Origin of the sequence: Microbacterium sp. NPDC078814 (assembly GCF_040702645.1) — a bacterium.
Taxonomy (GTDB): Bacteria; Actinomycetota; Actinomycetes; order Actinomycetales; family Microbacteriaceae; genus Microbacterium.
The window spans coordinates 351409-377122 of the sequence record NZ_JBFBLT010000001.1 but is presented as its reverse complement, the minus strand read 5'-3'; the positions used below and the strand labels follow the sequence as shown (position 1 = coordinate 377122).

Here is a 25714-nt window from a genome sequence, read left to right as displayed (position 1 = left end):
GAGAATCCATGAGCACTCAGAACGAGCAGGCGCTGCTCGACAGCATCCCCACCGGCCTCTTCATCGGCGGGGAGTGGATCGAGGGGGAGACCGGCGCGACCTTCGACGTCAAGGACCCCTCGACCAACCAGGTGATCCGCACGATCGCCGACGCCACCCCCGCGGACGGCATCCGGGCGCTCGACGCCGCGGTCGCCGCGCAGGACGAGTGGGCAGCGACGGCGCCGCGCGTGCGCGGCGAGATCCTCCGCCGGGCGTTCGACCTCGTGCAGGAGCGCAAGGAGGACCTCGCGCTGCTGATGACGCTCGAGATGGGCAAGCCCCTCGCCGAGGCCCGTGGCGAGGTCGCCTACGGCGGCGAGTTCCTCCGCTGGTTCAGCGAGGAGGCCGTGCGCATCAGCGGCCGCTACGGCCTCAACCCCGAGGGCACCGGTCACATGATCGTGTCGCAGCGCCCGGTGGGACCGTCGTTCTTCGTCACGCCGTGGAACTTTCCGTTCGCGATGGCCACGCGCAAGATCGCCCCGGCCCTCGCCGCCGGCTGCACCGTGGTGATCAAGCCCCCGGCACTCACGCCGCTCACGACCATCTTCTTCACGACGCTGCTCGAGGAGGCCGGTCTGCCGAAGGGCGTCGTCAACGTCGTGCAGACCTCGAAGTCGAGCGCCCTGTCCGCGCCGATCATCGCCGACCCGCGTCTGCGCAAGCTGTCCTTCACCGGGTCGACCGAGGTCGGTCGCAAGCTCATCGCCCAGGCGGCCGAGGGCGTGCTGCGGGTGTCGATGGAGCTCGGCGGCAACGCCCCGTTCGTCGTGTTCGACGACGCGGACCTCGACAAGGCCGTGGAGGGCGCGCTGGCCGCGAAGTTCCGCAACATCGGTCAGGCCTGCACGGCGGCGAACCGCTTCATCGTGCACAAGGACGTCGCGGGAGAGTTCGCCAAGCGCGTCACCGAGCGTGTCAACGGCATGAAGATCGGCCGCGGCACGGAGGAGGGCGTGGCGATCGGCCCGCTCATCGACGAGGACGCGGTGGCCAAGGCCGGCGAGCTCGTGGACGACGCCGTCGAGCGCGGCGCGACCCTGCTCGCGGGCGGCAAGGCGCTCGAGGGCACCGGCACGTTCTACGAGCCGACGGTGCTCACCGACGTCGTCCCCGGTTCCGCGATCCTCCGCGAGGAGATCTTCGGCCCGGTGCTCGCGATCGCGACCTTCGAGACCGAGGACGAGGCCGTGCGTCTCGCCAACGACACCGAGTACGGCCTGGTCTCCTACGTCTTCACCGAGAACCTGCAGCGCGGTCAGCGGATGATCGACGCGCTGGAGACCGGCATGATGGGTCTGAACGTGGGTGTAGTCTCCAACGCGGCGGCTCCTTTCGGCGGCGTCAAGCAGTCCGGCGTCGGTCGCGAGGGCGGCTTCGAGGGCATCCACGAGTACCTGTCCACCAAGTACACGCTGATCCCGGTCTCCTGACCGGCACGGCAAGAGGAGGAGACACATGACCGACTACGCCGTCGTCAACCCCGCCACCGGCGAGACCCTGGCGTCGTACGACACGTTCACCGACGCCCAGATCGAGGAGGCCGTCGCGGCCGCCGACGAGGCGCACCGCGAGTGGTCACGCTCCACCACGGTCGCCGACCGTGCCGCGCTGCTGCGTCGCGCGGCCGAGCTCCACCGGGAGCGCCGCGAGGAGCTGGCCGACATCTTCGTGCGCGAGATGGGCAAGCCGCGGGAGGCCGCACTCGGCGAGGTCGACTTCGCCGCCGACATCGCGGAGTACTACGCGGACCAGGCCGAGGACATCATGGCCGACCAGCCCATCAAGATCCTCGGGGAGGGTTCGGCGATCATCCGCCGCTCCTCGCTGGGACCGCTCGTGGGCATCATGCCGTGGAACTTCCCGGCGTACCAGATCGTGCGCTTCGCCGCGCCGAACCTGATCGTCGGCAACACGATCCTCCTCAAGCCCGCGCCGCAGTGCCCGGAGTCGTCGAGCGCGATCGAGGCGATCTACCACGACGCGGGCTTCCCGAAGGGCGCGTACCAGAACGTGCTCGCCACGAACGACCAGATCGCGGCGATGATCGCGGACTGGCGGGTGCAGGGCGTGTCGCTGACCGGCTCCGAGCGCGCCGGCGCCGCGGTCGCCGAGGTCGCCGGGCGCAACCTCAAGAAGGTCGCGCTGGAGCTCGGCGGGTCCGACCCGTTCATCGTGCTCTCCACCGACGACCTCGACGCCACCGTGCAGGCGGGTGTGGATGCGCGCCTCGACAACAACGGCCAGGCCTGCAACGGCGCCAAGCGCTTCATCATCGTCGACGAGCTCTACGACGCGTTCGTGGAGAAGTTCACTGCGGCGATGGCGGCCGTCGAGGCGACCGATCCCACGCTGGACGACACGGTCCTCGGTCCGGTCTCGTCGGAGGCGGCGGCGGAGAACCTGCAGAAGCAGATCGACACCGCCGTGGCCCAGGGCGCGACCCTCCTCACGGGCGGCACGCGCGACGGGGCGTTCTTCGCACCGACCGTGCTCGCCGACGTGACCCCGGAGATGGACGTCTACCGCGAGGAGCTGTTCGGCCCCGCAGCCGTCGTGTACCGCGTCGCGGACGAGGACGCGGCGGTCGCGCTGGCCAACGACACCACGTTCGGTCTCGGCTCCTACGTCTTCACGACGGACGAGGCGCAGGCGGAGCGGGTGGCCGACCGGATCGAGGCGGGCATGGTCTACGTGAACCTCGTGCTCGCCGACAGCCCCGAGCTCCCGTTCGGCGGCATCAAGCGCAGCGGCACGGCCCGCGAGCTCGGCCACCTGGCCGCCGACGAGTTCGTCAACAAGAAGCTGATCCGCATCGGCTGACCGTCGACCCACCCCCTTGCGGCCGAGCGGCCCCCTTGCGTGCGCACGCAAGGGGGCCGCTCGCACGAGAGGGGCCGGGTCGACGGGGTGCGCGTCGAAGACGGACGAGGCACAATGGCGGCATGAGCGCGCACACGGATCCGGTCCAGTCCCTCACCGCGGAGCAGAGCTGGGAGCACCTGCGCAGCCAGGAGCTCGGGCGGCTCGTCACCAGGGTCGGCGAGACCATCGACATCTTCCCCGTGAACTACGCCGTCGACGGCGAAGGACTCCTGTTCCGCACGGCCCCCGGGAGCAAGCTGTTCGAGCTGACGGTCAACGCCGACGTGCTCTTCGAGGTCGACGACCACACCGACACTGCGGCGTGGAGCGTCATCGTGCGCGGGCGTGCCGAGGCACTGGAGACCGACGCCGACATCGAGCGGGCGGAGGCGGCGGGTCTGCGCCCGTGGATCCCGACCGACAAGCGGGTGTACGTGCGCATCGCCCCGGCATCGGTGTCCGGCCGCGCGTTCCAGCGCGATCCCGAGCCCGACCGGGACGGTCCGCAGGAGTACTGAGCCCGGCCCGGGGAGGCCTCGGCGGGCGTAGGGTCGGGGTATGGCCAACGTCGCTGAGAACATCGTCAAGACTCTGAACGCCAACGGAGTCGACCGGGTCTACGGCATCCCGGGCGACTCCCTGAACGGTCTCACGGACGCCCTCCGCAAGGACGGCCGGATCCGCTGGGTGCACGTGCGCCACGAGGAGTCCGCCGCCTTCGCCGCCGCGGCCGACGCCGGCACCACCGGAGACCTCGCCGTCGTGGCGGGCTCGTGCGGCCCCGGCAACCTGCACCTCATCAACGGCCTGTACGACGCGCAGCGCTCTCGCGTGCCGGTGCTCGCCATCGCCGCGCACATCCCGACCGTCGAGATCGGTACCGGGTACTTCCAGGAGACGCACCCGCAGGAGCTGTTCCGCGAGTGCAGCGTGTACGTCGAATACGTCGCTGACCCGTCGCAGATGCCGCGGCTGATGGAGATCGCGATGCGCGCGGCCATCGAGCAGCGCGGCGTCGCCGTCCTCGTGATCCCCGGCGACGTGGCGCTGTCCGAGATCGCGGACGACCGCGCCGTGGTGATCGAGCGCACCCGCCCGCTGATCCAGCCCAGCGGCCCGGAGCTGGAGAAGGCAGCGACCATGCTGAACGCGGCCAAGAAGGTCACCATCCTCGCCGGGGCCGGCGTCGAGGGGGCGCACGACGAGGTGATCGCGCTCGCCGACGCGCTCGGTGCCCCCATCGTCCACGCGCTGCGCGGCAAGGAGTTCATCGAGTACGACAACCCCTTCGACGTCGGCATGACGGGACTGCTCGGCTTCGCGTCCGGCTACCGCGCCATGGAGGCGGCCGACACGCTCCTCGTCCTCGGCAGCGACTTCCCGTACGAGCAGTTCTACCCGGATCACGCGACCACCATCCAGGTCGACATCCGCGGGTCCCAGCTCGGCAAGCGCCACCCGCTCGACCTCGGTCTCGTCGGTGACGTGAAGGCCACCGCCGAAGCCCTGCTGCCCCGCATCGCGCGGAAGGACGACCGCGGCCACCTCGACGACGCCGTGGCCCACTACCGGAAGACACGGAAGAAGCTCGACGAGCTCGCGGTGCCGGCCAAGGGCACGCGCCCCATCCACCCGCAGTACCTCGCCCGGCTGCTCGACGAGTACGCCGCCGACGATGCGATCTTCACCGCCGACGTGGGGTCGCCGACCGTCTGGGCCGCGCGGTACCTGTCCATGACCGAGGGGCGCCGGCTGATCGGATCGTTCACGCACGGCTCGATGGCGAACGCCCTGATGCACGGCATCGGCGCGCAGGTCGCGCATCCGGATCGTCAGGTCGTGGCGCTCGCCGGCGACGGCGGCCTCGCGATGATGCTCGGCGAGCTGCTCACGCTCACCCAGAACGGTCTCCCGGTCAAGACGATCGTGGTGAACAACTCGTCGCTGAACTTCGTGGAGCTGGAGATGAAGGCCGCAGGCTTCGTCACCTACGGCACCGGGCTGGACAACCCCAGCTTCGCCGCGATCGCCGAGGCCATGGGGATCTTCGCCCGTCGGGTGGAGCGCAGCGAGGATCTGCCGGAGGCCGTCCGCGAGGTCCTCGCGCACGACGGCCCCGCGCTGCTCGACGTCGTGACCGAGCGGCAGGAGCTGTCCATGCCGCCCGCGATCGAGGCCGCGCAGGTCAAGGGCTTCGCGCTCTACGCGATCCGCACGGTCATGTCGGGTCGCGGAGACGAGCTGCTCGACCTCGCGCGGGCGAACTGGCGTCAGCTCTTCTGACGCGGCCCTCCGCCGCATCCGCATCGGCGCGGGATCCCCTCCGGATCCCGCGCCGGTGTCGCGTCAGCTCTCGACGAGGGCCCTGACCTCGGCGGCCTCGGCGTGCCGCCCCAGCGCCTCCAGCACGTCGCCGAGCTCCAGCGCCGCGACCTGACGCAGCGGCGGGAAGCCCTCGGCATGCTCCAGGGCGCTCCGGTACACCGGCACGGCATCGGCCGGGCGGTCGTTCCCCGCGAGCACCCGGCCCGCGAACAGTTCCGAGCTGCCGGCGGCGCCCTGATCGCCCAGCGCGGCGAAGCCGTCCGCCGCGGTGAGGGCGGCGGCGACGGCCTCATCGATCCGGCCCAGCTGGGCCAGCGCGCGGCCGCGGGAGTCGGTCACGTCGGCGAGCAGCCAGCCGGCTTCGTGCTCCTGGGCGAGTGCCGCGACCTCGTCGAAGAGGGGGAAGGCGCGCTCGTCACCCCGGCCTGCATAGGCCTGGCCGAGGCTGTGCAGCACCTCGGACAGCGCGCCGACGGCCTCGGGGGCACGCCGCACGATGTCCGCAGCGCCCTCCAGCAGCCGCACCGCGTCGTCGTGCTCCTCGAAGCGGGCGAGGATCTTCGCCTGCTCCGTCATGGCCATGGCCTGGTCGGCGTGGGCCTCCGCCTGTCCGAACAGCTCGGCCGCGTAGCCGTGCGCGCCGACCGCCTGTCCGTACTCTCCGGACTCGGCGAGCGACCGGGCCAGGAGGGAGGCGGTCATAGCGCGCGAACCCGCAGGGGTCTCGGCGTTCTCCTCGCGCTGGAGCACGTCGCCGAAGAGCTCGGCTGCCTCCTCGGCGTCTCCCGCGCGGAGCATCGCCCTGGCCAGTCGGAAGTCCACACCGGTGCGATCGCCCTCGTCCTGGAGTCGGGCGGCCAGACGGTAGCGCGTGACGGCCTTCTCGGGCTGCTCGGCGTCCTCCCAGAGCGCGCCCGCGAGCACATGGGCCTCGGCGAGAGCGCGGGTGGCGCCGAGTTCGGCGAGCAGCCGGCACACCTCGTCGGCGTCGACGGCCCCGTCCTGGTACGCACCCGTGCCGCCGCGCACGCGGGCCCGGGTCTGCAGCGCGTGGGCCCGGTGTCCGGCGGACACGTCCTCCTGGGAGAGGAAGCGGTCGAGGAGCGTGCGACCGGCGTCGAGGTCGCCCTTGCTCAGCACGGCGCCGATCGCCACGAGGGTCGTGGTGTTGGACAGCCGGGTGTCCTCGGCCTCCGCGAACGAGCGGGCGGCGAGCTCCGCGAGGTCCAGCGCCGCGTCCGGCTCCTCCGCCCGGAGGTGCAGCGACGCGCGGCTGATCGCCAGGTCGCCGCGCGACCACGCGGGAAGACGGTCGGCCTCGGCCAGTTCCTCTTCGAGCGCCGCCATGGTCTCGTCGGTGTGCAGGCCGAAGGTCGCCAGTCCGAGCCGCTCCTCGAGGTCGGCCTGCGCGTCGTTCCCGGCGGCCCGAAGCGCGGCGATCCGCTCGGGGAGGAGGCGCTCGGCCTCGTCCACGCGATCGAGTGCGACGAGGATGCCGAGGTGCATCGACAGGAGCTGCGCGCGCTTGGCGGCGTCGTCGACTTCCAGGGCGTGCGGGAGCGCGGCGAGGGTCTCCTGCTCGGCGCCGAACTGCGCGAGCTGCATCGCCCGCTCGAACCAGCCGTCCGGGTCGGTCGGGGTCGTGGCCGGCGCGGGGGCGACGAACGCGTCGGAGCGGATCGCGACGTCGTAGCTCTCGTCGGCGAGAGCGCGCATCCGGGCGAGGCTGCGGGCGTGGCCGTCGGTGCCGTCCCGCTCGTCGAACTGTGCGCCGATGCGCTCGGCCGTCGACCAGGCGGTCGCGGCGAGCTCGGCGGCGCTCCACGGGCCGTCGTGCGTGCCCAGCAGCGGCACGAGCGCCGGGGCGTCGGCGCCGCGGACCGGGGTGTCGCCGTGTCCGGCAGCGGTGACGCGGTCGAGAGCGACCGCGAAGGCGGTGAGGGCGGCGAAGTGCGCGTCGACGTTGAGGCCATCGTGGGCCAGCCACGCGATGTGCTTCTCGATCAGGGCCAGCGCCCGCGCCTCGTTGCCGGTGATCGCCGCGAACACGATGTTGTTGGCCACGATCCGCAGGTTGTCCGGGTTGTCCTTCGCCAGGCGGTAGCTGCGCAGGTGCGCGGTCTTCGCGTCCTCCGTGCGACCGGCGCGCAGATACGGGAGCAGCACGCGGGACAGAGCATGCTCCGGCTCCTCGCCGCAGGAGAAGCCGCCTTCGATCATCTCCTCGACGAGGCGGATGGCCTCGGCGTCGCGATCGGTCTCCGCGAAGAATCCTGCGAACTGGCTGCGGCTGCACGCGTCGCAGTGGCTGTGCTCGTCGCGCGGCGTGGCCTCGAGCTGCACGCGCAGGGCTTCGGCGGCGTCGAACCGGCCCGCGTCCCAGGCGTCCTCGAAACGGGCGGTCAGCACGCCGCTGAGGCCGAGACCTGCGGCGCGGTAGTGCGCCTCCATGTCATCGAGCACCGCGGCGATCTGCTCCTGCGAGAAGGCGGGGGAGGAGCGCAGGGACGACGCCATCCACTTGAACTGCCACATGAGGTCGGCGCCGCCGTTGTCGAGGTCGGCGGGGAACCGCTGCGGGTCGGCGTCGTGGTGCGCGAGGCACCACGCGAAGGAGTTGAGCATGACGTCGGTGGCCCCGACCATGTTCGCCGACGCGGTCTGCCGCATCCGGGCCTCGTACTCCAGCCGTTCGTCGCCGATCTCGACGGCCAGCGCCACCGCCTCCGCCACGAGGGCCTGCTCCGCCGGGCCCCACGGGGTGCGGTCGATCTCCTCGATGAGCTGCTGGAAGCGCTTCTTCGGACGTGCCATGGAGGGCCCTTTCGGGTAGTCGGGGGTGTCAGCGCGCGTCGAAGGGGAGCGTGTCCCCCTCGATGCCGGCGGAGAGCGAGACGAGGTCGGAGAGGGCGCTGGTCATGAGGGCCCGGTCGGCGTCCGAGAGGGGGTGGTGTCCCGCGAGGAGCGCCTGGATGTAGAGGAGCTGGACCGTGCGCGCGAACACGGCGTCGTCCTCGACGCGGACGAGGGCGCGGACGACGCGGTTCGACCAGTTCAGGCACAGTCGCGCCGTGAGGTCGTCGTCCCGTGCGGAGGAGAGCGTCTGATCGATCCGGTCGAGCACCCCGCCCCAGAGCGTGCTCGCGATGCCCTTGGTGCGCCCGCGGTCGATCGTGCGCAGGACCTCGGGATCCGCGACGTAGAGTCCGGTCAGCTCGGGGCGATCGATCGCCCTGACGACGACGGCGCAGTCGGAGGCGGCGAGCACGGCGCCGGCGCGGGACTCCAGCGCCATCGCGATGTCCCGGTCGTCGAGCGGCGGCGGGTCGAGGCGATCGAGCTCGCCGGTCACGTCGACCTTCTCCACCGTGACCTGCGGGTACAGGTCGGGGAGCAGGCGGATCAGATCCGCGTCATAGAGGTAGCCGCCGTTGACCAGTACCTCGTCCGAGGGGGAGATGCCCGCCACCTGGCGGAACTCGTCGACGGTCTGGGCGTAGCGCACGTGCGGGTAACGCTCCACGAGCTCGCCGATCCGCAGCGTGCCGTGCGTGGTCTCCACGGTGAGCCAGCGCGTGATGAAGCGCGCGAGCTCCTCGTCATGACGCACCAGCGACTTGAGTCCGACCTCGTGCACGGCGACGAACTGGGCGAGGCGATGCGGTTCGCGCAGCCCGAGCTCGAGCACCCAGCGGCGGATCCCGGCGCCGAGATGCTCCCGGACGTGCTCCAGGGCCGTGTCCTCGACGAGGGACTCGCGGCTCGCGGTCGGCGCGAGGCCGGTGGAGTCGACGACGGCGCGAACGAAGAAGGCCCAGTCGGGCAGCACGTCGTCGACGCGCTCGGACAGCAGCATGCGCCCGAGGTACATGCGGGTCGCCTGCCGGGCGCCGGGCGGAGGAGCGAAGGGCAGGACGTACGCCAGGCCCTGCGTGCCGGTCGCCGGCTCGCTCAGCGGGATCACGTCCAGCGGAGCGGCCCCGAGCAGGTCGCGACCGTACTGCACGGCCGCCTCGACGTCGGCGGCGGGGTCGAGGAAGGGAGGCTCGCGCGTCACATCGATGTCCCCGCCGGTCGCGTCGATGGTCACCCGCACCGGCAGGAACTCCCCGAAGGTGGTCGCGAGCTCGTGCACGGCCGCCGGCCGCAGCAGCTCGTCGGCGTCGAAGCGCGGCACGAGGTGCACGCTGGTGCCGATCGGGAGGTCGTCATCGATCTCCGTGACGCGGAAGGTGCCGTCCGCGCTGCCCGTCCACTCCACCGCGGAGCCGCCTCTGGCGCTGCGGGAGCGGATGACGATGGTGTCGGCGACCATGAAGCAGCTCAGCAGCCCGATGCCGAACTGGCCGAGGAAGTCGCTCCGGGGGAGGTCGAAGATGTCCCGCTTGGAGCTGCGCCCGACGGTCGCGAGCAGATCGGCGACCTCGGCGGCGGTCAATCCCACGCCGTCGTCGCGGAGCACGAACTCGCCCGACTGCGCGGTCAGCGGTGTGATCCGGATGCGGCTGCCGCCGCCGTCGACGTCACGGCGCGCGGCGATCGCGTCCCTCGCGTTCTGGAGCAGTTCCCGCAGATAGACCCGGGGACTGGAGTAGATGTGCCGGCTGAGCAGATCGACGACTCCGCGCAGGTCCACCTGGAACTGCTGCACATCCCCACTCACATGCGTCCCTTCCTGCTTCGTCCGCCCGCCGAGCCTAGCAACAACGCCGGTTCCGCTTCCTGTTCGGCACCACCGGATCGATGCCGTATGCTTGGTGAGCAGTTGTTCTCTGCATTCTTTCGCCGTGCCTGGCGTCTACGACATCGGCCGGTGACAGGGTGGGGAGGGCATCCCCGAGACCTCCGGGTCTCTAGGGCGGTAGCTCAATTGGCAGAGCAGCGGTCTCCAAAACCGCAGGTTGCAGGTTCGATTCCTGTCCGCCCTGCGCGTCAGCGCACGCTGACACACGAAAGGTACATTCAGGATGGATCAGGACGAACCGCGCGGCGACGTCGTCGCGGCCGGCGCCACGCGCCAGAAGAAGGGCAACCCCTTCTCCCGGTTCTTCGGGGGCATCGCCCTGTTCATCCGCCAGGTCATCGCCGAACTGCGCAAGGTCGTCACCCCGACCCGCAAGGAGCTTTTCAAGTTCACGGGTGTGGTGCTCGTCTTCGTCCTGATCGTCATGGGCATCGTCTACGGTCTCGACTACGTCTTCGGGCTCCTGACGCACTACGTGTTCGGAATCCCTGGCTGATGACCCCCGCGGCGACCGCCGCAGCTATGGAGAAGAAGCAACGTGTCTGAACGATATTCCGACGACGCCGACTGGGCGACCGCCGCAGAGCAGTCCAGCGAGGAGGACGAGGCCCAGGAGGGCAACGTGCTCGCCGCGGAGGAGCTCTCGGTCACCTCTGCCGAGCACGTCGCGGTCCACGTCGAGGACGAGGACGGCGAGCAGGAGACGGAAGACATCGACATCGACATCGACGACCCGGAGGCGGACGCCATCGTGAACGACGCTCTGAACCTGGACGAGGCCGCGGAGTCCGAAGCCGCCGCCGAGGTCCTCAACGATTCCGTGGCCGAAGAGGTCGCGGAGCAGGAGGCCGAAGCGGCCGACGAGGTCACCCCGTACGAGGGGCCCGACGTGAACGGCGAGGACGACCGTCCCGCCGCCGAGTCCGACGAGGACGAGTCGGCGTCCGAGGAAGACCCGTACGAGGCCTTCCGCATGGACCTGCGCATGCTCCCGGGCAAGTGGTACGTCATCCACTCGTACGCCGGCTTCGAGCGCAAGGTCAAGGCGAACATCGAGCAGCGCAAGTCGACGCTCGAGGTCGAGGACGAGATCTACCAGGTCGAGGTCCCGATGGAGGACGTCGTCGAGATCAAGAACGGCCAGCGCAAGATGGTCACCCGCGTGCGCATCCCCGGCTACGTGCTGGTGCGCATGGAGCTGACGGAAGACACCTGGTCGGTCGTGCGGCACACCCCCGGCGTCACCGGCTTCGTGGGCAACGCCCACAACCCGACGCCGCTGCGCTTCGAAGAGGCCTTCAACATGCTGAAGTCCCTCGTCGAGGTCAAGGACGTGCCGACCGCCAAGAACATCGCGGCCAAGGGTGGCGTCGCCGTCGCCCGTCCGCTTCCCGCCGAGGTCGACTTCGAGGTCGGCGAGACCATCACGATCAAGGAGGGCTCGTTCGCGGGTCTTCCCGGTTCGATCAGCGAGATCAAGCCGGAGAGCGGCAAGCTCACGGTCCTCGTCTCGCTCTTCGAGCGCGAGACCCCGGTCGAGCTGTCGTTCGACCAGGTCACCAAGATGATCTGACACTGTCACGAGAACGGCCGCCCTCTTCCGGGGCGGCCGTTTTCTTTCCCCCGACCCACCCCCTTTCGTGTCTCCCGGCCCTTTGAGGATGCGCGCAGAGGGCCGGCTCGCACACAAGGGGCCGGCTCGCGAGTGGGGGAGTGATCAGGTAGACTTACGTGGTTTGTGTGCCGCTTCGGCGTGCACAGAGACGACCACGGGCCGGAGAGGCCGGAGCCGTGGGAGAAGCGGATGCTCGCATCCGCCTCGAGGAAAGGAAAGAGAATGGCACCGAAGAAGAAGGTGACCGGCCTGATCAAGCTTCAGATCAACGCCGGTGCCGCCAACCCGGCGCCGCCGATCGGCCCCGCGCTCGGTCAGCATGGCGTCAACATCATGGAGTTCTGCAAGGCGTACAACGCCGCGACCGAGTCGCAGCGCGGCAACGTCATCCCCGTCGAGATCACCGTCTACGAGGACCGCAGCTTCACCTTCGTCCTGAAGACCCCGCCCGCGGCGGAGCTCATCAAGAAGGCCGCCGGCGTGCAGAAGGCTTCGGCCACCCCGCACACCGTCAAGGTCGGCAAGATCACCAAGGACCAGGTCCGTCAGATCGCCGAGCAGAAGCAGGCCGACCTGAACGCGAACGACATCGAGGCCGCCTCGAAGATCATCGCCGGCACCGCCCGTTCCATGGGCATCACGGTCGAGGGCTGAGGAGAATAATCATGGCTACCAAGTCCAAGGCTTACAAGGCTGCCGCCGAGAAGATCGAGGCAGACCGTTTCTACACGCCGTCCGAGGCCGTCGCGCTCGCGAAGGAGACCGGTTCGGCGAAGTTCGACTCGACCGTCGAGGTCGCGCTGAAGCTCGCTGTCGACCCCCGCAAGGCGGACCAGATGGTGCGCGGCACCGTCATCCTGCCCCACGGCACCGGTAAGACCGCCCGCGTCATCGTGTTCGCCACCGGCCCCGCAGCCGAGGCGGCGATCGCGGCCGGCGCCGATGAGGTCGGCGGCGCCGAGCTCATCCAGAAGGTCGCCGACGGCTGGACCAACTTCGACTCCGCGGTCTCGACCCCGGAGCTCATGGGCCAGGTCGGCCGTCTCGGCAAGGTGCTCGGTCCCCGTGGCCTGATGCCGAACCCGAAGACCGGCACCGTGACTCCGAACCCGGCCAAGGCCGTCGAGGAGATCAAGGGCGGAAAGATCGAGTTCCGCGTCGACAAGCACGCCAACGTGCACTTCGTCATCGGCAAGGCCTCCTTCTCGGCCGAGCAGCTGAACGAGAACATCGACGCCGCGCTCGAGGAGATCGTCCGCCTCAAGCCGTCCAGCGCCAAGGGTCGTTACATCCAGAAGGGTGCGGTGTCGACCACGTTCGGCCCCGGCATCCCGCTGGACGTCAACGCCATCTGACGCGTCGACGGGTCTCGCACCTGTCGCACCGAACGCCCCCGGGTCCGCCCGGGGGCGTTCTGCGTTCCCGGGGCGGTTCGGCGCGCGACATCCGGCGTCATCCGATGCGCGGACGTCGGAGGCGCCGCGTACTGTGGGGGAGTTCCCGCGGTCGTCGCGTAAACTCGCTCCCGCGCTTTCTCACCCCAGGAGGGTCCATGTCCCGTCGTCTCATCGCCGTCACCGCACTCGTCGTCGCCGCCGCCGCGCTGACCGCCTGCAGCGGGTCCAGCACGCCCGCGAGCACGGACGGCGAGGGCGCCGCGGGCTCCGACTTCGGCCTGGTGAAGGACGGCACGCTGACGGTCGCGACCGAGGGCACCTACCGCCCGTTCAGCTTCCACGACGACGGCGGTTCCGGTGACCTCACCGGCTACGACGTCGAGATCATTCAGGCCGTCGCCGACGAGCTCGGCCTGAAGGTCGAGTTCCAGGAGACGCAGTGGGATGCGATCTTCGCGGGTCTCGACGCCGGCCGCTTCGACGTGATCGCGAACCAGGTGTCGATCAACGAGGAGCGCGAGGCGAAGTACCTCTTCAGCACCCCGTACACGGTGTCGCCCGGCGTGATCGTGGTGAAGGAGGACGACGACTCCATCTCGTCCTTCGACGACCTCGAGGGCAAGACGACGGCGCAGTCCCTCACGAGCAACTGGTACGAGCTGGCCACCGAGTCCGGCGCCAAGGTCGAGGGCGTCGAGGGGTGGGCGCAGGCCGTGGAGCTCCTCCGCCAGGGCCGGGTGGATGCGACCGTCAACGACAAGCTGACGTTCCTCGACTACGAGACGACCAACAGCCCGACGGGCCTGAAGATCGCGGCGGAGACCGATGACGCCGGTGAGCAGGCCTTCGTGTTCACGAAGGACAAGGAGGCGCTCGTCGATGCGGTCGACGAAGCGCTCGACACGCTCCGTGCCGACGGCACCTTGGCCGAGATCAGCGAGAAGTACTTCGGCGAAGACGTCTCGCAGTAGGCGATGCAGAATCCCTGGGAGCTCTTCTTCTCCTCGCTCGGGCCGATCGCCTGGGCGGGGCTGACGGCGACGATCCCGCTCGCCCTGGTGTCGTTCGCGCTGGGGCTCGTGATCGCGATCGGCATGGCGCTGATGCGGATCTCGGTGCATCCGGTGGTGTCCGGCGTCGCGCGGTTCTACATCTCGGTGATCCGCGGCACGCCGATGCTCGTGCAGCTCTTCGTGATCTTCTACGGCCTGCCGTCCGTCGGGGTGACCCTCGATCCGTGGCCGAGCGCCATCATCGCGCTCTCGCTCAACGTCGGCGGCTACGGCGCCGAGGTCGTGCGGGCGGCGATCCTCTCGGTGCCGAAGGGGCAGTGGGAGGCCGCGTACACGGTCGGCATGAACCGCACCCGCACGCTGACCCGCATCATCCTGCCGCAGGCCGCCCGGGTGTCGGTGCCGCCGCTGTCCAACACGTTCATCTCGCTCGTGAAGGACACCTCCCTCACCTCGCTGATCCTCGTGACGGAGCTGTTCAAGGTGGCGCAGCAGATCGCCTCCACCACGCTCGAGTTCATGGTGGTGTATCTGGCCGCGGCGCTGGTCTACTGGGTGATCTGCCTGGTGCTCTCCTTCGGGCAGAGCGCCCTGGAGAGGAGGCTCGACAGTCGTGTCGCGCACTGACCCCACGACCGGACCGCTGCTCACCGCACGGGGCCTGCACAAGAGCTTCGGCGCCACCGAGGTGCTCCGCGGCTTCGACCTCACCCTGCACCGCGGCGAGGTCGTGGTGCTCATCGGGCCGAGCGGCTCCGGGAAGACGACCGTCCTGCGGGCTCTGAACGGCCTGGAGACGCCGGACGCCGGCACCATCGCGATGGCCGGGGGCCCGGAGATCGACTTCGCACCGGAGGTCCGCCCGAAGCCACGCGTCGCGAAGCAGCAGCGGCTCGCGCTCCGCGATCGGTCGGCGATGGTGTTCCAGCACCACAACCTCTTCCCGCATCTCACGGTGCTGGAGAACGTGATCGAGGGGCCGTGGCGGGTGCAGGGGCGTCCGAAGGCGGAGGTCGTCGCCGAAGCGCAGGCCCTGCTCGCCCGGGTGGGCCTCGCCGACAAGGCCGACGCGAGGCCGCATCAGCTCTCCGGCGGGCAGCAGCAGCGCGTCGGCATCGTGCGCGCCCTGGCTCTGGAGCCGGACCTGCTGCTGTTCGACGAGCCGACGAGCGCGCTCGATCCCGAGCTCGTGGGAGAGGTGCTGCTCGTCATCAAGGAGCTCGCCGACGAGGGCTGGACGATGGCCGTCGTCACCCACGAGCTGAGCTTCGCCCGCGAGGCCGCAGACCATGTGCTCTTCCTGGACGACGGCGTCGTCGTCGAGCAGGGGCCGCCCGCCGAGCTGTTCAGCGCTCCGCAGCACGAGCGCACGCAGCGGTTCCTCACCCGCATCCTCCGGCCCCTCGACGGCGCGTGAGTCCTCGACCCCGCGGGCGATCGGTGGCAGGATGCGGTGCGTGGGCACCATCGACGACTACCTGACCGATCTCGACGCCGCAGACCGTGCGGTGATCGATGGCGTGTACGCGATCGCCACGGAGGAGGTGCCGGAGGCGGAACAGGGCAAGGGCTACGGGATGCCGGCCCTCGTGTACGACGGCAAGCCGCTGCTCTCGGTGATGCGTGCGAAGAAGCACATCGGCGTCTACCCGTTCAGCCCCGAGGCGGTCGCTGCCGTAGCGGGTTTCCTCGACGGTCACCCCGGGGTCAGCCTCGACAAGGGGACGATCCGGTTCCAGCCGGAGCACCCCCTGCCGGTCGAGGCGGTCCGCGCGCTCATCCGGGCGCGGGTGTCGCAGATCGACGCCGGGTGAACGCCTAGCCGCCCAGCACCGGGAGCACGAGGCTCACCGCCAGCGTGATCATCACGACCGCGATCACCGCGTCGAGGAGGCGCCAGGAGCGCGGGGTGCGCAGCCACCGTCCGAGGTAGCGGGCGCCGAAGCCGAGGGCGGTGAACCAGAGGATGCTCGCCGCGACCGCCCCTGCCGCGAACAGCCACCGCTCCTCCCCGTGCGTCGCCGCGATCGACCCGAGCATCAGCACCGTGTCGAGGTACACGTGCGGGTTCAGCCACGTCAACGCCAGCGTCGTGAGGATCACCGGGGCGAGGCGGGTGCGGGTGAGCGTGCCGGTGCCCCCGGACGCCTCGAGGACCGGGGCGTCGCCCCCGTCGACCACCAGCTCCTCGCCGCCACGCCAGGCCCGCCGCGCCGCGAGCAGGCCGTACCCGAGCAGGAACAGCGCCCCTGCCCAGCGAGCAACGACGACGAGCCAGGGGGCGGCGGACAGCACGAACCCGAGCCCGGCGACGCCGGCGATGATCAGCACGGCGTCGGAGAGCGCGCACACGATCACGACGGCGAGGACGTGCTCGCGCCGGATGCCCTGACGCAGCACGAAGACGTTCTGCGCGCCGATCGCGACGATGAGGGAGAGACCGAGGCCGAGACCGGCGAGGACGGTGAGCATGTGTCGAGCCTAGGAGGGCTGAGCATGAGGTGCAGCGAAGATTCCTTCCGCACCATTAGCATCGCTGATGTGAGGATCGACCCGGAGCTCGCCGCCACGCTGGCCGCCGTCGCCGACGAGGGCACCCTCGATGCCGCGTCGCGTCGGCTGCAGGTCACCCCATCCGCGGTCAGTCAGCGTCTCAAGGCGCTGGAGCAGCAACTCGGGCGGATCCTCCTCGTGCGCAGCAAGCCGGTCCGCCTCACCGAGGCGGGGGAGTCCGTCGTGCGGCTCGCGCGGCAGATCGCCCTCCTCGAAGAGGATGCTCTCGCGGGAGTCGGGATCGAGGGGAGCGCTGAGGGGCGGCGGATCAGCGTGCCGCTCGCCGTCAACGCGGATTCGATGGCGACCTGGTTCCTGGCACCGATGGCCCGGCTCTCGGCTGTGCACGACATCGATCTGGATCTTCATCGTGACGATCAGAACTTCACCGCGCGCCTGCTCGAATCGGGGACCGTCATGGCGGCGGTCACGAGCGAGGCCACGGCGGTCGCGGGGTGCACGGTCACGCCCCTCGGCGTGCTCGAGTACCGCGCCATGGCCGAAGCCGCCTACGCCCGTCGATGGTTCCCGGACGGCGTGACCCCCGGTGCTCTGGCGCACGCGCCGTTCGTCGACTTCGACCGCCGGGACACCCTCCAGCACGAGTGGCTGGCCGCGCGGGGAGTGCCGGCGGCCGGGGTTCCCCGGCACTACGTCCCGGCGTCGCACGACTATGCGCTGGCCGTCGGCCTCGGGCTGGGGTGGGGGATGGTGCCGCGGCTGCAGGAGGTGCCGGGACTCGTGGCGCTGGGCGGTCCGATCCTGCGCGTGGCGCTGTACTGGCAGCAGTGGAACCTGCGCTCCGCGCTCCTCGACACGATCGCGTCCGAGGTCGCGGGGGAGGCGCGTCGGGTGCTCGCTCGCGAACCCTGACGCGGCCGGGACGGCATCGCCGCCGCGCGGTCAGTCGGCGAGGGCGAGGGCGCGGAAGGCGTCGCGCTCGCGGAGCTGCTCCCGACGGCTGTCCGCCGGGGATGCGGAGCGGGCCGGGACCGTGCGTCCGGTCGTGCGGCGGTACAGCTCGTCGATGAGGTCGGTGGCGAGCCCCACGAGCTTGGCGATCTCGCGGTCGTCGCGGTCGATCCATACGCAGCGGGGCTCGTCGTGGACGGGGGAGAAGTCGACGTGCTCCTCCCAGACGAACAGGGTGCGCTCGGCGCCCAGCACGTGCTGCTGCCACCACACCTGGCGCAGGTAGGTGCGGGGGATCCCCCGGAAGGCCTTGTTGGTGGTCTTGATCTCCGCGAGGCTGACACGGCCGTCCGCGTCCACCGAGATGCCATCGGGGGTCGCCAGGTGGCGGTGCTCGACCTCGGCGCGGAACAGCGCGGAGGAGGGGAAGATGCCGTGCGTCGCGGCGACCCAGGCGGCGATCTCCGGCTCGCGGCGCCGGCCGTGGTCGGTGTAGGCGTTGCCGCCGAACCGCGGCCCGCCGCCGAGCTTGGCGTCGGCAGCACGGGCGATCGAGCGCTCGCTGGTGAGCCCGGCGACGTCGGTGGCCGTGATGCCGCGCGATCGTGCCCTCATCCATGCCACGCGGTCGCGCGAGTCCGCGACGATGCGAGCTTGGAGTTCCGGGGTCACCAGAAGACTCTAACTCTCCCCCACCCCCCGTTCCCGTCGTACACGCCGCCCCCTCCCGCCGACCCACCCCCTTGCGTGCGTCCCGGCCCCCTACGCACGCGCGCAAGGGGGTGGCTCGAACGCAAGGGGGTGGGTCGGCGGGGGAGGACGGTTCCTGCACAGGGGGCGGGAGGGGAGAGAGGGGTGTGGAGAAACCGGGGAGGGCGGGGGAGTGGCGAGAGGAGAGGGGAGAGTCGGAGGGGTGAGACAGGTGAGCGTGGACGAGATCAGGGGGATGCTCCTCGGTCGTCGACGACTGGAGGAGGAGGGGTGGGGGTCTCGGACGCTCCACGCCGCGGTGGAGGGGCGGCAGCTGCATCATGTGCGCCGTGGGTGGTACCTCGCGTTACGGACGTGGAGCGAGCTCGCCCCGGAGTCCCGGCATCGTGCGGAGGTGGTGGCCGCCGACCTCGCGGCCTTGGGGACGCGGCCCGTGTTCTCGCACACCTCGGCCGCGGTGCTGTGGGGGCTGCCGCTGTATCGGGTGCGTCCGACGAGGGTCCATGTGACGGCGCCACCGGACCGCCGGCACAGCACATCCGGGATCCTGCGGCACGAGGGCACTGTTGCCGCCGGTGACATCGTGGAGCGCGACGGCATCCGCTGCACCTCCCTCGCCCGGACGGTCGTCGACCTCGCCCGCACGGTCGCTCCGGAGGCGGCTCTCGCGGCAGCCGATGCCGCTCTCGCTCTGGTCGGCGGTGACCCGTGGGAGTTCGACGACACCGCGGAGCAGGCTCTCCTGGCCGACCTGGCGGATCGGGTGCGCCGTCCGCGGCTCCGCGGCATCGTGCAGGCTCGCCGGATCGTGGGCTTGGCCGACGGTCGCGCCCAGCTGCCTCTGGAGAGCGTGACGCGGTATCGGCTCCATCAGCTCGGCTTCGGCAGACCGCGGCTGCAGGTGCCGGTGGACGGACCGCGCGGCGGTCGGTTCTGGATGGACATCGCCGTCGACCAGTGCCGCACCTTCGTGGAGTGCGACGGCCGCGACAAGTACCTGGATGACGCTCTCCGCGGGGGCCGCACCGCGGAGAGCGTCGTGCTCGACGAGAAGATCCGCGAGGACTGGGCGCGCGGGACCACCGGCTGGCGGGTGATCCGGGTGTCGAGCGAGCACGTCGCCTCCCTCGCCGCGGCCGACGCGCACTTCCGTGCCTTCCGCCTCTTCGCCCGGTGAACCGTTGACCCACCCCCTTCCGTGCCCTCCGGCCCCGTGCGTGCAGGCGTAAGGGGCCGGGGTGCACGCAAAGGGGTGGGTCGACGGGAAGAGGAGGGGGGATTTGGGGGAGAGGTGGGGGTGGGGTACAGTGGTCATAACCGAAGACCGCTGGTCATCGTGTGCGCGCGAGTGCACAGGATCGAAGCTCTGCATCGCAGGGGCCCGCGCAGGTGTCACGAACTTCCGAGCTCCGTGCGCTTGCGCCGGAGCTCTTCTCTTTTGCAGGGGGGTCGGAGGCTGGCGCCCCACCACCGTGCGGCGCCTCGTACACACCAAGGAGTGACCATGGCGCAGAAGGATGCATCGGTCAACGAGCTCACGAAGTCATTCGAGAACTCGAACGCCGTCCTGCTGACCGAGTACCGCGGTCTGACGGTTGCCCAGCTCAAGCAGCTGCGCAACAGCATCCGTCAGGACGCTGAGTACGCCGTGGTGAAGAACACGCTGACCAAGATCGCCGCCAACAAGGCAGGCATCTCCGCGCTGGACGACGACCTCAAGGGGCCGTCGGCTGTCGCGTTCGTGCACGGTGACTTCGTCGCCACCGCCAAGGCTCTGCGTGACTTCGCCAAGGCCAACCCGCTTCTCGTGATCAAGTCGGGCATCTTCGAGGGCAAGGCCCTCACCGCCGACGAGGTCAACACGTACGCCTCGCTCGAGAGCCGCGAGGTTCTGCTGGCGAAGGCCGCGGGCATGATGAAGGCGACGATGGGCAAGGCTGCGGCCACCATCGACGCGCTTCGCGAAAAGCTGGAGACCGCCGAGGCCGCGTAAGCGACCGGCGATCTCGTCTACAAACCCCATCTATCTAGGAGATACATCATGGCGAAGCTTTCCACCGAGGAGCTGCTCGAGCAGTTCGCCGGCCTGACCCTCATCGAGCTCAACGAGTTCGTGAAGGCGTTCGAGGAGAAGTTCGAGGTCACCGCTGCTGCTCCCGTCGCCGTCGCCGGTGCCGCTGGTGGCGCGGGCGAGGCCGCGGCCGAGGAGGAGAAGGACTCCTTCGACGTCATCCTCGAGGCTGCTGGCGACAAGAAGATCCAGGTCATCAAGGCTGTCCGCGAGCTCACCTCGCTCGGCCTCGGCGAGGCCAAGGCCGTCGTCGACGGTGCTCCGAAGGCCGTCCTCGAGGGCGCCAACAAGGAGACGGCCGAGAAGGCCAAGGCTGCTCTGGAAGAGGCCGGCGCGACCGTCACCCTCAAGTAATTCCAGCGCACCAGCGCTTCTGCGAAGGCCCCGGGTTCCGCCCGGGGCCTTCGTGCGTCTGCGGGGTCAGCGCGGCGCCGCGGTCGAGCTGCGGACGACGAGCGCCGAAGCGGCCTCGACGTGCTCGACCGGAGCGTCGGGCTCGCTGATCCGTCGCATGAGCAGGCGCACGGCCTCCCGGCCCTGGTCCCGCGGCGACTGCCCGATGGTCGTGAGGGCGAACATCTCCGCATGCTCGTGGTCGTCGATGCCGACGACGCTGAGTTCGGTCGGCACCGCGATGCCCAGGCGGCGGGCGGCGATCACGGCGCCGATGGCCGCCTCGTCGCACACGCCGACGATGGCGGTCGGTCGGTGGCGGCGGTCGCCGAGGAGTCCCGCCGCCGCGGCATAGCCGCCGGGCATCGTGGGGGCCGCCCCGGCGATGCGCGCCCGCGGAGTCAGCCCCGCCGCGTGCAGCGCCTCCCGGTAGCCGGCCAGGCGTCGGGCGTCGCCGTAACTGAGGTCGGTGTCGTCGGTGGCGCCGCCCACGAAGGCGATGTCGGTGTGGCCGAGCTCGATCAGGTGCTCGGTGGCGATCCGGGCGGCGGCCGCGTCGTCGATCGACACGGCGCTCGATCCGGCGCTGTAGGGCCCCACGCTGACGAGCGGGCGCCCGGTGCGGTGCAGGCGCTCCAGCTCGCGGGCGCTGGGCTGGATGCCGACGGCGATGATGCCGTCGAATCTCCGACCGGGCAGCACGCTCTCGAACAGCCGCTCCCTGGTCTCCGAGCGCTCAGGGACGCCGTACAGCGACAGGTCGTGGTCGCGCACGAGCAGCGCCTCCTGCACGCCCGCCAGCAGCTCCGAGAAGAACCACCGGTCGACCGGTGGCATCACCAGGCCGATGGTGCCGGTGCGCCCGGTCGCCAGGCTGGTGGCGGAGGAGTGCGCGACGTACGCGAGGTCGTGCGCCGCCTCCTCCACGCGCTGTCTCGTCTCCTCCGAGACGTAGCCGCGGCCGCTCAGGGCGCGGCTCGCGGTCGCCTTGGACACACCGGCGCGCGTCGCGACGTCGGCGATCGTGCTCATCGTGTCCTCCTCGACCCGGTTCCACGACGGCGAGCCATCGGGCGCTCGCCGGGAGCCATCGTAGCCGTTCCACACGCGAGGAGGAACCGGTTCCAGACCCGTGGAACTGGGAGCGCTCCCACCACACGGAGGGCACCGACCTCAAACGGTTGTGATCTTGTAACATTCCCCAGTTGTACGGCGCGAAGGAACCCGAGTAGGTTGGCCTGGAATCGGTTCCCCAATGGATGTGGCGATTGCTCTCCTTGGGCGGACTGAAGATCCACCGGAAGAGGAGAAGTACATGGCTTTGTCACAGCGATACCGCCTGCTCGCCCCCATCGCACTCGTCGGCGTCGCGTCTCTCGCGCTCGCCGGCTGCGCCGAGGGCGGGGGCGATGAGGGCGGAGAGACCAAGGACACCGTCCGGATCTCCGGCGGCATCACGGGCGTCGAGGCCGATGACCTGAACGCCTCCTTCGAGCAGTTCACGAAGGACACCGGGATCAAGGTCGAGTACACCGGCGACAAGGGCTTCGAGGGCAACATCGTCACCAAGGTGACCGGTGGCGACGCCCCCGACATCGCGATCGTCCCGCAGCCCGGTCTGCTCAAGACCCTCGTCGACACCGGCAAGGTCATGCCGGCGCCGGAGGCGGTCGAGTCCGCCGTCGACGAGAACTGGTCCGAGGACTGGAAGAAGTACGGCACGTTCGACGACACCTTCTACGCGGCGCCGATGCTCGCGAACCTCAAGGGCTACGTCTGGTACTCGCCGAAGCAGTTCGCCGAGTGGGGCGTCGAGGTCCCGGAGACCTGGGACGACATGATCGCCCTGACCGACACGATCGTCGAGAAGACCGGCGGTCCCGCCTGGTGCGCCGGCTTCGCCTCCGAGGCGGCGTCGGGCTGGCCGGGGACGGACTGGATCGAGGACCTCGTCCTGCGCCAGTCGGGCCCCGACGTGTACGACGACTGGGTGGCCGGCGACGTGAAGTTCACCGACCCCGAGATCAAGCAGGCCTTCGACGCCGTCGGTGAGATCTTGCTCAACCCGGACTACGTCAACGCGGGCTACGGCGACGTCAAGAGCATCAACTCGACCGCTTTCGGTGACGTCGCCAACGCGGTGGCCAAGGGCGACTGCGCGCTGACCCACCAGGCGTCGTTCCTGTCGGCGAACTTCCTCGACACGGAGACCGCGGACGGCAACGTCCCCGAGGTCGCGCCGGACGGCGACGTCTACGCGTTCATCATGCCGGGCGAGACCGCCGGTGAGCTCCAGGTCGAGGGTGGCGGCGAGTTCGTCGCGGCCTTCTCCGACGACGAGGCCACCCAGCAGGTGCTCGAGTTCATGGCATCGCCGGAGTTCGCCGACGCCCGTGTCGAGCTCGGTGGCGTCATCTCCGCCAACAAGAACGCCGACCCGAGCCTCGCCTCGAGCGAGTTCCTCCAGGAGGCGATGACCATCATGCAGGACGATGCGACGACCTTCCGGTTCGACGCTTCCGACCTGATGCCGTCGACCGTCGGCTCGGGATCGTTCTGGAAGGGGATGGTCGACTGGATCGACGGCAAGGACACCGACACGGTGCTCTCCGACATCCAGGCCGGCTACGAGAACTGATCGCCTCGACGCGATCTTCTCAGGCTGAGCGGGGCCGGGCTGCACAAGCCCGGCCCCGCTCCACCCATCCATACTGCGCGGGAACCCAGCACGATCCAGAAGGGGACGTTCATGTCGCACGCGACCATCGAGAAACCCGTCGAGGCTGACGCGCCGCCGACGACGCACGGCACCGACGAGAAGGGGAGGAAGACCACACGCACGATCCTCGCGATCGGCTTCGTGGTCGTCGTCGCGCTGGCTCTCCTCCTCGTCTTCACCGCTCCGACCGAGGAGTCCTCGCGGATCACGATCGGGTTCTCGCTCAACAGCTTCTTCCTGTGGCTGGGCGGTCTGAATCCGCTGGTGCAGATCCCCGCCGTGCTGCTCGTGTTCGGCGTGGTCGTGGCGATCATCCTCGTGCTGATCGAGTTCGCGCCCCGCCCTGGTCGCGGCTACTTCATCATGCGGCTGGTCGCGTGCCTCGTCATCCCGGTGCTCGCGCTGCTGCTGCTCCGTCCCTACGCGAACGCCGTCGTGTACGTCGTCGCGATCGCGCTCCTCGTCGGGGCGCTCCTCTTCTTCGCGGACTTCCGCGCGCGGCAGGGAGCGGGCTATCTCTTCCAGCTCGTGCTCTTCATGGCCCCGGCGGCCATCATGCTGCTGCTCGGCCTCATCTACCCGGCGATCTCGACGATCTTCAAGTCCTTCTTCGACAAGACCGGCGACGAGTTCGTCGGGCTCGAGAACTACATCTGGGTCTTCACCAACCCGGTCGGCACGTCGTCGGTGATCAACACGATCATCTGGGCGCTGCTCGCTCCGGTCATCTCCGTGGTCATCGGCCTCGCCTACGCCGTCTTCATCGACAGGGCCCGCGGCGAGAAGTTCCTCAAGGTGCTGGTCTTCATGCCGGTGGCGATCTCGTTCGTCGGCGCCGGCATCATCTGGAAGTTCATGTACGACGCCCGGCAGGGTGACCAGATCGGTCTCCTCAACGCGATCGTGACCGCTTTCGGCGGCGACCCCGTGCAGTGGCTGGCGATCAAGCCGATCCTCAACACGCTCATGCTGCTCATCGTGTTCATCTGGACCCAGACCGGCTTCGCCATGGTCATCCTCTCGGCCGCGATCAAGGCCGTGCCGGTGGAGCAGATGGAGGCGGCCGAGCTCGATGGCACGAACGCCTGGCAGCGCTTCCGCAACGTGACCGTGCCCGGCATCCGGTCGTCGCTGATCGTCGTGCTCACGACCATCACGATCGCCTCGCTCAAGGTGTACGACATCGTCGCGGTGATGACCGGCGGACGGGACGAGACCAGCGTCCTCGGCTTCGAGATGGTCAATCAGCAGCAGCGGTTCCAGAGCTACGGGCACTCGTCGGCGCTCGCCGTCGTGCTGTTCCTGTTCGTGTTGCCGCTGATCATCTACAACGCCCGATCGATGGCCAAGCAGAGGGAGATCCGCTGATGAGTGCAACGCAGGCCACCGTCGTGGACAACCGCACCAAGCGCCAGGTGGCGCGGGACACGCGCCGCAACGAGGCGACCGCCCACAAGAAGCTGACCTCGAAGGGGGCGACGATCGCGGCCGCGGTCATCGCGCTCTTCTGGACGATCCCGACCTTCGGCCTCTTCGTGACGTCGTTCCGCCCGGGCGCCGACACGCAGAACAGCGGCTGGTGGACGGTCTTCTCCAACCCGGAGTTCACGTTCGACAACTACGTGCAGGCGTGGAACTCGGGCGGCACCTCGACGACTCTCGCGACGGCGTTCATCAACTCGCTGGCGATCACGATCCCCGCGACCGTGTTCCCGATCGTGATGGCGTCGCTCGCCGCGTACGCGTTCGCATGGATCGACTTCAAGGGTCGGAACATGCTCTTCATCTTCGTGTTCGCGCTGCAGATCGTGCCGCTGCAGATGGCCCTCGTGCCGCTGCTGAGCCTGTTCTCGGACGGACTGACGATCAACGACGTGCCGATCTTCCCCGGGTTCGGGCTGAACGAGGTGCAGTACAGCTTCGCCCGCGTCTGGATCGCGCACGCGATCTTCGCGCTGCCGCTCGCGACGTTCATGCTCCACAACTTCATCTCCGAGATCCCCGGCGAGATCATCGAGGCGGCCCGCGTGGACGGCGCCGGACACGGTCAGGTGTTCTTCCGGATCATCCTGCCGCTGGCGGCTCCGGCGATCGCGTCCTTCGCGATCTTCCAGTTCCTCTGGGTGTGGAACGACCTGCTGGTCGCGACGATCTTCGCCTCGCCCGGCGCCCTGCCGATCACGCAGGCGCTGAACTCGCTCTCCGGGACCTGGGGGAACAAGTGGTTCCTGCAGTCCGCGGGAACGTTCATCTCGATCATCGTCCCGCTGATCGTGTTCTTCGCCCTGCAGCGCTTCTTCGTGCGCGGCTTGCTGGCCGGCGCGACGAAGGGCTGACCCTTCGACGGGCTCAGG

The 25714-nt window shown here is 69.7% G+C and carries 24 protein-coding genes and 1 tRNA gene; 20 read left to right on the top strand and 5 right to left on the bottom strand.

Features of this window, described 5'->3' with window-relative positions; all coding sequences use genetic code 11:
• The first annotated feature begins 8 nt into the window (after positions 1-8).
• The 4 genes from AB0300_RS01920 (at position 9) to poxB (ending at position 5190) form a co-directional block, all read left to right on the top strand.
• On the top strand, positions 9-1475 hold the full coding sequence (locus AB0300_RS01920) for an NAD-dependent succinate-semialdehyde dehydrogenase (RefSeq protein ID WP_312675566.1): 1467 nt from the start codon (positions 9-11) through the stop codon (positions 1473-1475).
• Positions 1476-1500: 25 nt separating this feature from the next.
• Positions 1501-2865, top strand: coding sequence for an NAD-dependent succinate-semialdehyde dehydrogenase (locus AB0300_RS01915; RefSeq protein ID WP_062765093.1), 1365 nt, complete (start codon positions 1501-1503; stop codon positions 2863-2865).
• 122 nt (positions 2866-2987) lie between these two features.
• Positions 2988-3425: a pyridoxamine 5'-phosphate oxidase family protein gene (locus AB0300_RS01910; protein WP_025102343.1), complete on the top strand. Its 438-nt coding sequence runs from the start codon at positions 2988-2990 to the stop codon at positions 3423-3425.
• Between the two features lie 40 nt (positions 3426-3465).
• Entirely contained in the window at positions 3466-5190 is a 1725-nt protein-coding gene (poxB, locus tag AB0300_RS01905; protein WP_136052587.1) for a ubiquinone-dependent pyruvate dehydrogenase, read from the top strand.
• Positions 5191-5253: 63 nt separating this feature from the next.
• Here the strand turns inward: poxB and AB0300_RS01900 are convergent, their stop codons facing one another.
• A complete protein-coding gene (locus AB0300_RS01900; protein ID WP_366215362.1) occupies positions 5254-8046 on the bottom strand; it encodes a hypothetical protein in 2793 nt (930 codons plus the stop codon).
• Between the two features lie 28 nt (positions 8047-8074).
• Positions 8075-9895 (bottom strand): HSP90 family protein, encoded by a 1821-nt coding sequence (locus tag AB0300_RS01895; RefSeq protein ID WP_366215361.1) that lies wholly within the window; start codon positions 9893-9895, stop codon positions 8075-8077.
• 192 nt (positions 9896-10087) lie between these two features.
• Between AB0300_RS01895 and AB0300_RS01890 the strand changes: the two genes are divergently transcribed.
• The 9 genes from AB0300_RS01890 to AB0300_RS01850 all read left to right on the top strand — a co-directional run bounded on the left by AB0300_RS01890 (position 10088) and on the right by AB0300_RS01850 (position 15815).
• A tRNA-Trp gene (locus AB0300_RS01890) sits at positions 10088-10160 on the top strand.
• A 39-nt stretch (positions 10161-10199) separates the two neighbouring features.
• Positions 10200-10472, top strand: a complete 273-nt coding sequence (gene secE / locus AB0300_RS01885; RefSeq protein WP_025102339.1) for a preprotein translocase subunit SecE — start codon at positions 10200-10202, stop codon at positions 10470-10472.
• Positions 10473-10514: 42 nt separating this feature from the next.
• Positions 10515-11549 (top strand): transcription termination/antitermination protein NusG, encoded by a 1035-nt coding sequence (gene nusG, locus AB0300_RS01880; protein WP_025102338.1) that lies wholly within the window; start codon positions 10515-10517, stop codon positions 11547-11549.
• Positions 11550-11813: 264 nt separating this feature from the next.
• A complete protein-coding gene (gene rplK / locus AB0300_RS01875) occupies positions 11814-12245 on the top strand; it encodes a 50S ribosomal protein L11 (protein ID WP_025102337.1) in 432 nt (143 codons plus the stop codon).
• An 11-nt stretch (positions 12246-12256) separates the two neighbouring features.
• A complete protein-coding gene (gene rplA, locus AB0300_RS01870; RefSeq protein WP_025102336.1) occupies positions 12257-12946 on the top strand; it encodes a 50S ribosomal protein L1 in 690 nt (229 codons plus the stop codon).
• A 197-nt stretch (positions 12947-13143) separates the two neighbouring features.
• On the top strand, positions 13144-13959 hold the full coding sequence (locus AB0300_RS01865) for an amino acid ABC transporter substrate-binding protein (RefSeq protein ID WP_025102335.1): 816 nt from the start codon (positions 13144-13146) through the stop codon (positions 13957-13959).
• A gap of 3 nt (positions 13960-13962) precedes the next feature.
• The gene (locus tag AB0300_RS01860) at positions 13963-14628 is read left to right on the top strand and encodes an amino acid ABC transporter permease (RefSeq protein WP_366215360.1); all 666 of its coding nucleotides are present in this window, start codon (positions 13963-13965) and stop codon (positions 14626-14628) included.
• Entirely contained in the window at positions 14615-15418 is an 804-nt protein-coding gene (locus AB0300_RS01855) for an amino acid ABC transporter ATP-binding protein (RefSeq protein ID WP_366215359.1), read from the top strand. Before AB0300_RS01860 ends, AB0300_RS01855 begins: the two co-directional genes overlap by 14 nt.
• A 40-nt stretch (positions 15419-15458) precedes the next feature.
• Entirely contained in the window at positions 15459-15815 is a 357-nt protein-coding gene (locus tag AB0300_RS01850) for an iron chaperone (RefSeq protein WP_025102332.1), read from the top strand.
• Between the two features lie 4 nt (positions 15816-15819).
• On the opposite strand, the gene lysE is transcribed toward AB0300_RS01850, so the two are convergent.
• The gene (gene lysE, locus AB0300_RS01845) at positions 15820-16473 is read right to left on the bottom strand and encodes an L-lysine exporter (protein WP_025102331.1); all 654 of its coding nucleotides are present in this window, start codon (positions 16471-16473) and stop codon (positions 15820-15822) included.
• A 69-nt stretch (positions 16474-16542) separates the two neighbouring features.
• Here lysE and AB0300_RS01840 point away from each other — a divergent pair, with 69 nt between their 5' ends.
• Positions 16543-17427 (top strand): LysR family transcriptional regulator ArgP, encoded by an 885-nt coding sequence (locus AB0300_RS01840; RefSeq protein WP_025102330.1) that lies wholly within the window; start codon positions 16543-16545, stop codon positions 17425-17427.
• Between the two features lie 30 nt (positions 17428-17457).
• Here AB0300_RS01840 and AB0300_RS01835 read toward each other — a convergent pair whose 3' ends face one another.
• Positions 17458-18138 (bottom strand): YqaJ viral recombinase family protein, encoded by a 681-nt coding sequence (locus AB0300_RS01835; RefSeq protein ID WP_025102329.1) that lies wholly within the window; start codon positions 18136-18138, stop codon positions 17458-17460.
• 256 nt (positions 18139-18394) lie between these two features.
• Here AB0300_RS01835 and AB0300_RS01830 point away from each other — a divergent pair, with 256 nt between their 5' ends.
• From AB0300_RS01830 to rplL, 3 genes are all read left to right on the top strand, one after another.
• Positions 18395-19354, top strand: a complete 960-nt coding sequence (locus AB0300_RS01830; RefSeq protein WP_366215358.1) for a hypothetical protein — start codon at positions 18395-18397, stop codon at positions 19352-19354.
• 327 nt (positions 19355-19681) lie between these two features.
• Positions 19682-20170 carry a 50S ribosomal protein L10 gene (gene rplJ / locus AB0300_RS01825; RefSeq protein ID WP_025104226.1) on the top strand — a complete coding sequence of 163 codons (489 nt, stop codon included), beginning with the start codon at positions 19682-19684 and terminating at the stop codon, positions 20168-20170.
• Between the two features lie 48 nt (positions 20171-20218).
• On the top strand, positions 20219-20602 hold the full coding sequence (rplL, locus tag AB0300_RS01820) for a 50S ribosomal protein L7/L12 (protein WP_025104227.1): 384 nt from the start codon (positions 20219-20221) through the stop codon (positions 20600-20602).
• Positions 20603-20668: 66 nt separating this feature from the next.
• On the opposite strand, the gene AB0300_RS01815 is transcribed toward rplL, so the two are convergent.
• Positions 20669-21673, bottom strand: a complete 1005-nt coding sequence (locus AB0300_RS01815) for a LacI family DNA-binding transcriptional regulator (RefSeq protein ID WP_062766962.1) — start codon at positions 21671-21673, stop codon at positions 20669-20671.
• A gap of 283 nt (positions 21674-21956) precedes the next feature.
• Here AB0300_RS01815 and AB0300_RS01810 point away from each other — a divergent pair, with 283 nt between their 5' ends.
• The 3 genes from AB0300_RS01810 to AB0300_RS01800 all read left to right on the top strand — a co-directional run bounded on the left by AB0300_RS01810 (position 21957) and on the right by AB0300_RS01800 (position 25696).
• The gene (locus AB0300_RS01810) at positions 21957-23279 is read left to right on the top strand and encodes an extracellular solute-binding protein (RefSeq protein WP_126893315.1); all 1323 of its coding nucleotides are present in this window, start codon (positions 21957-21959) and stop codon (positions 23277-23279) included.
• Positions 23280-23390: 111 nt separating this feature from the next.
• Positions 23391-24728, top strand: coding sequence for a sugar ABC transporter permease (locus tag AB0300_RS01805; RefSeq protein WP_025104230.1), 1338 nt, complete (start codon positions 23391-23393; stop codon positions 24726-24728).
• Positions 24728-25696 (top strand): carbohydrate ABC transporter permease, encoded by a 969-nt coding sequence (locus AB0300_RS01800; RefSeq protein WP_025104231.1) that lies wholly within the window; start codon positions 24728-24730, stop codon positions 25694-25696. Before AB0300_RS01805 ends, AB0300_RS01800 begins: the two co-directional genes overlap by 1 nt.
• Positions 25697-25714 lie beyond the last annotated feature (18 nt).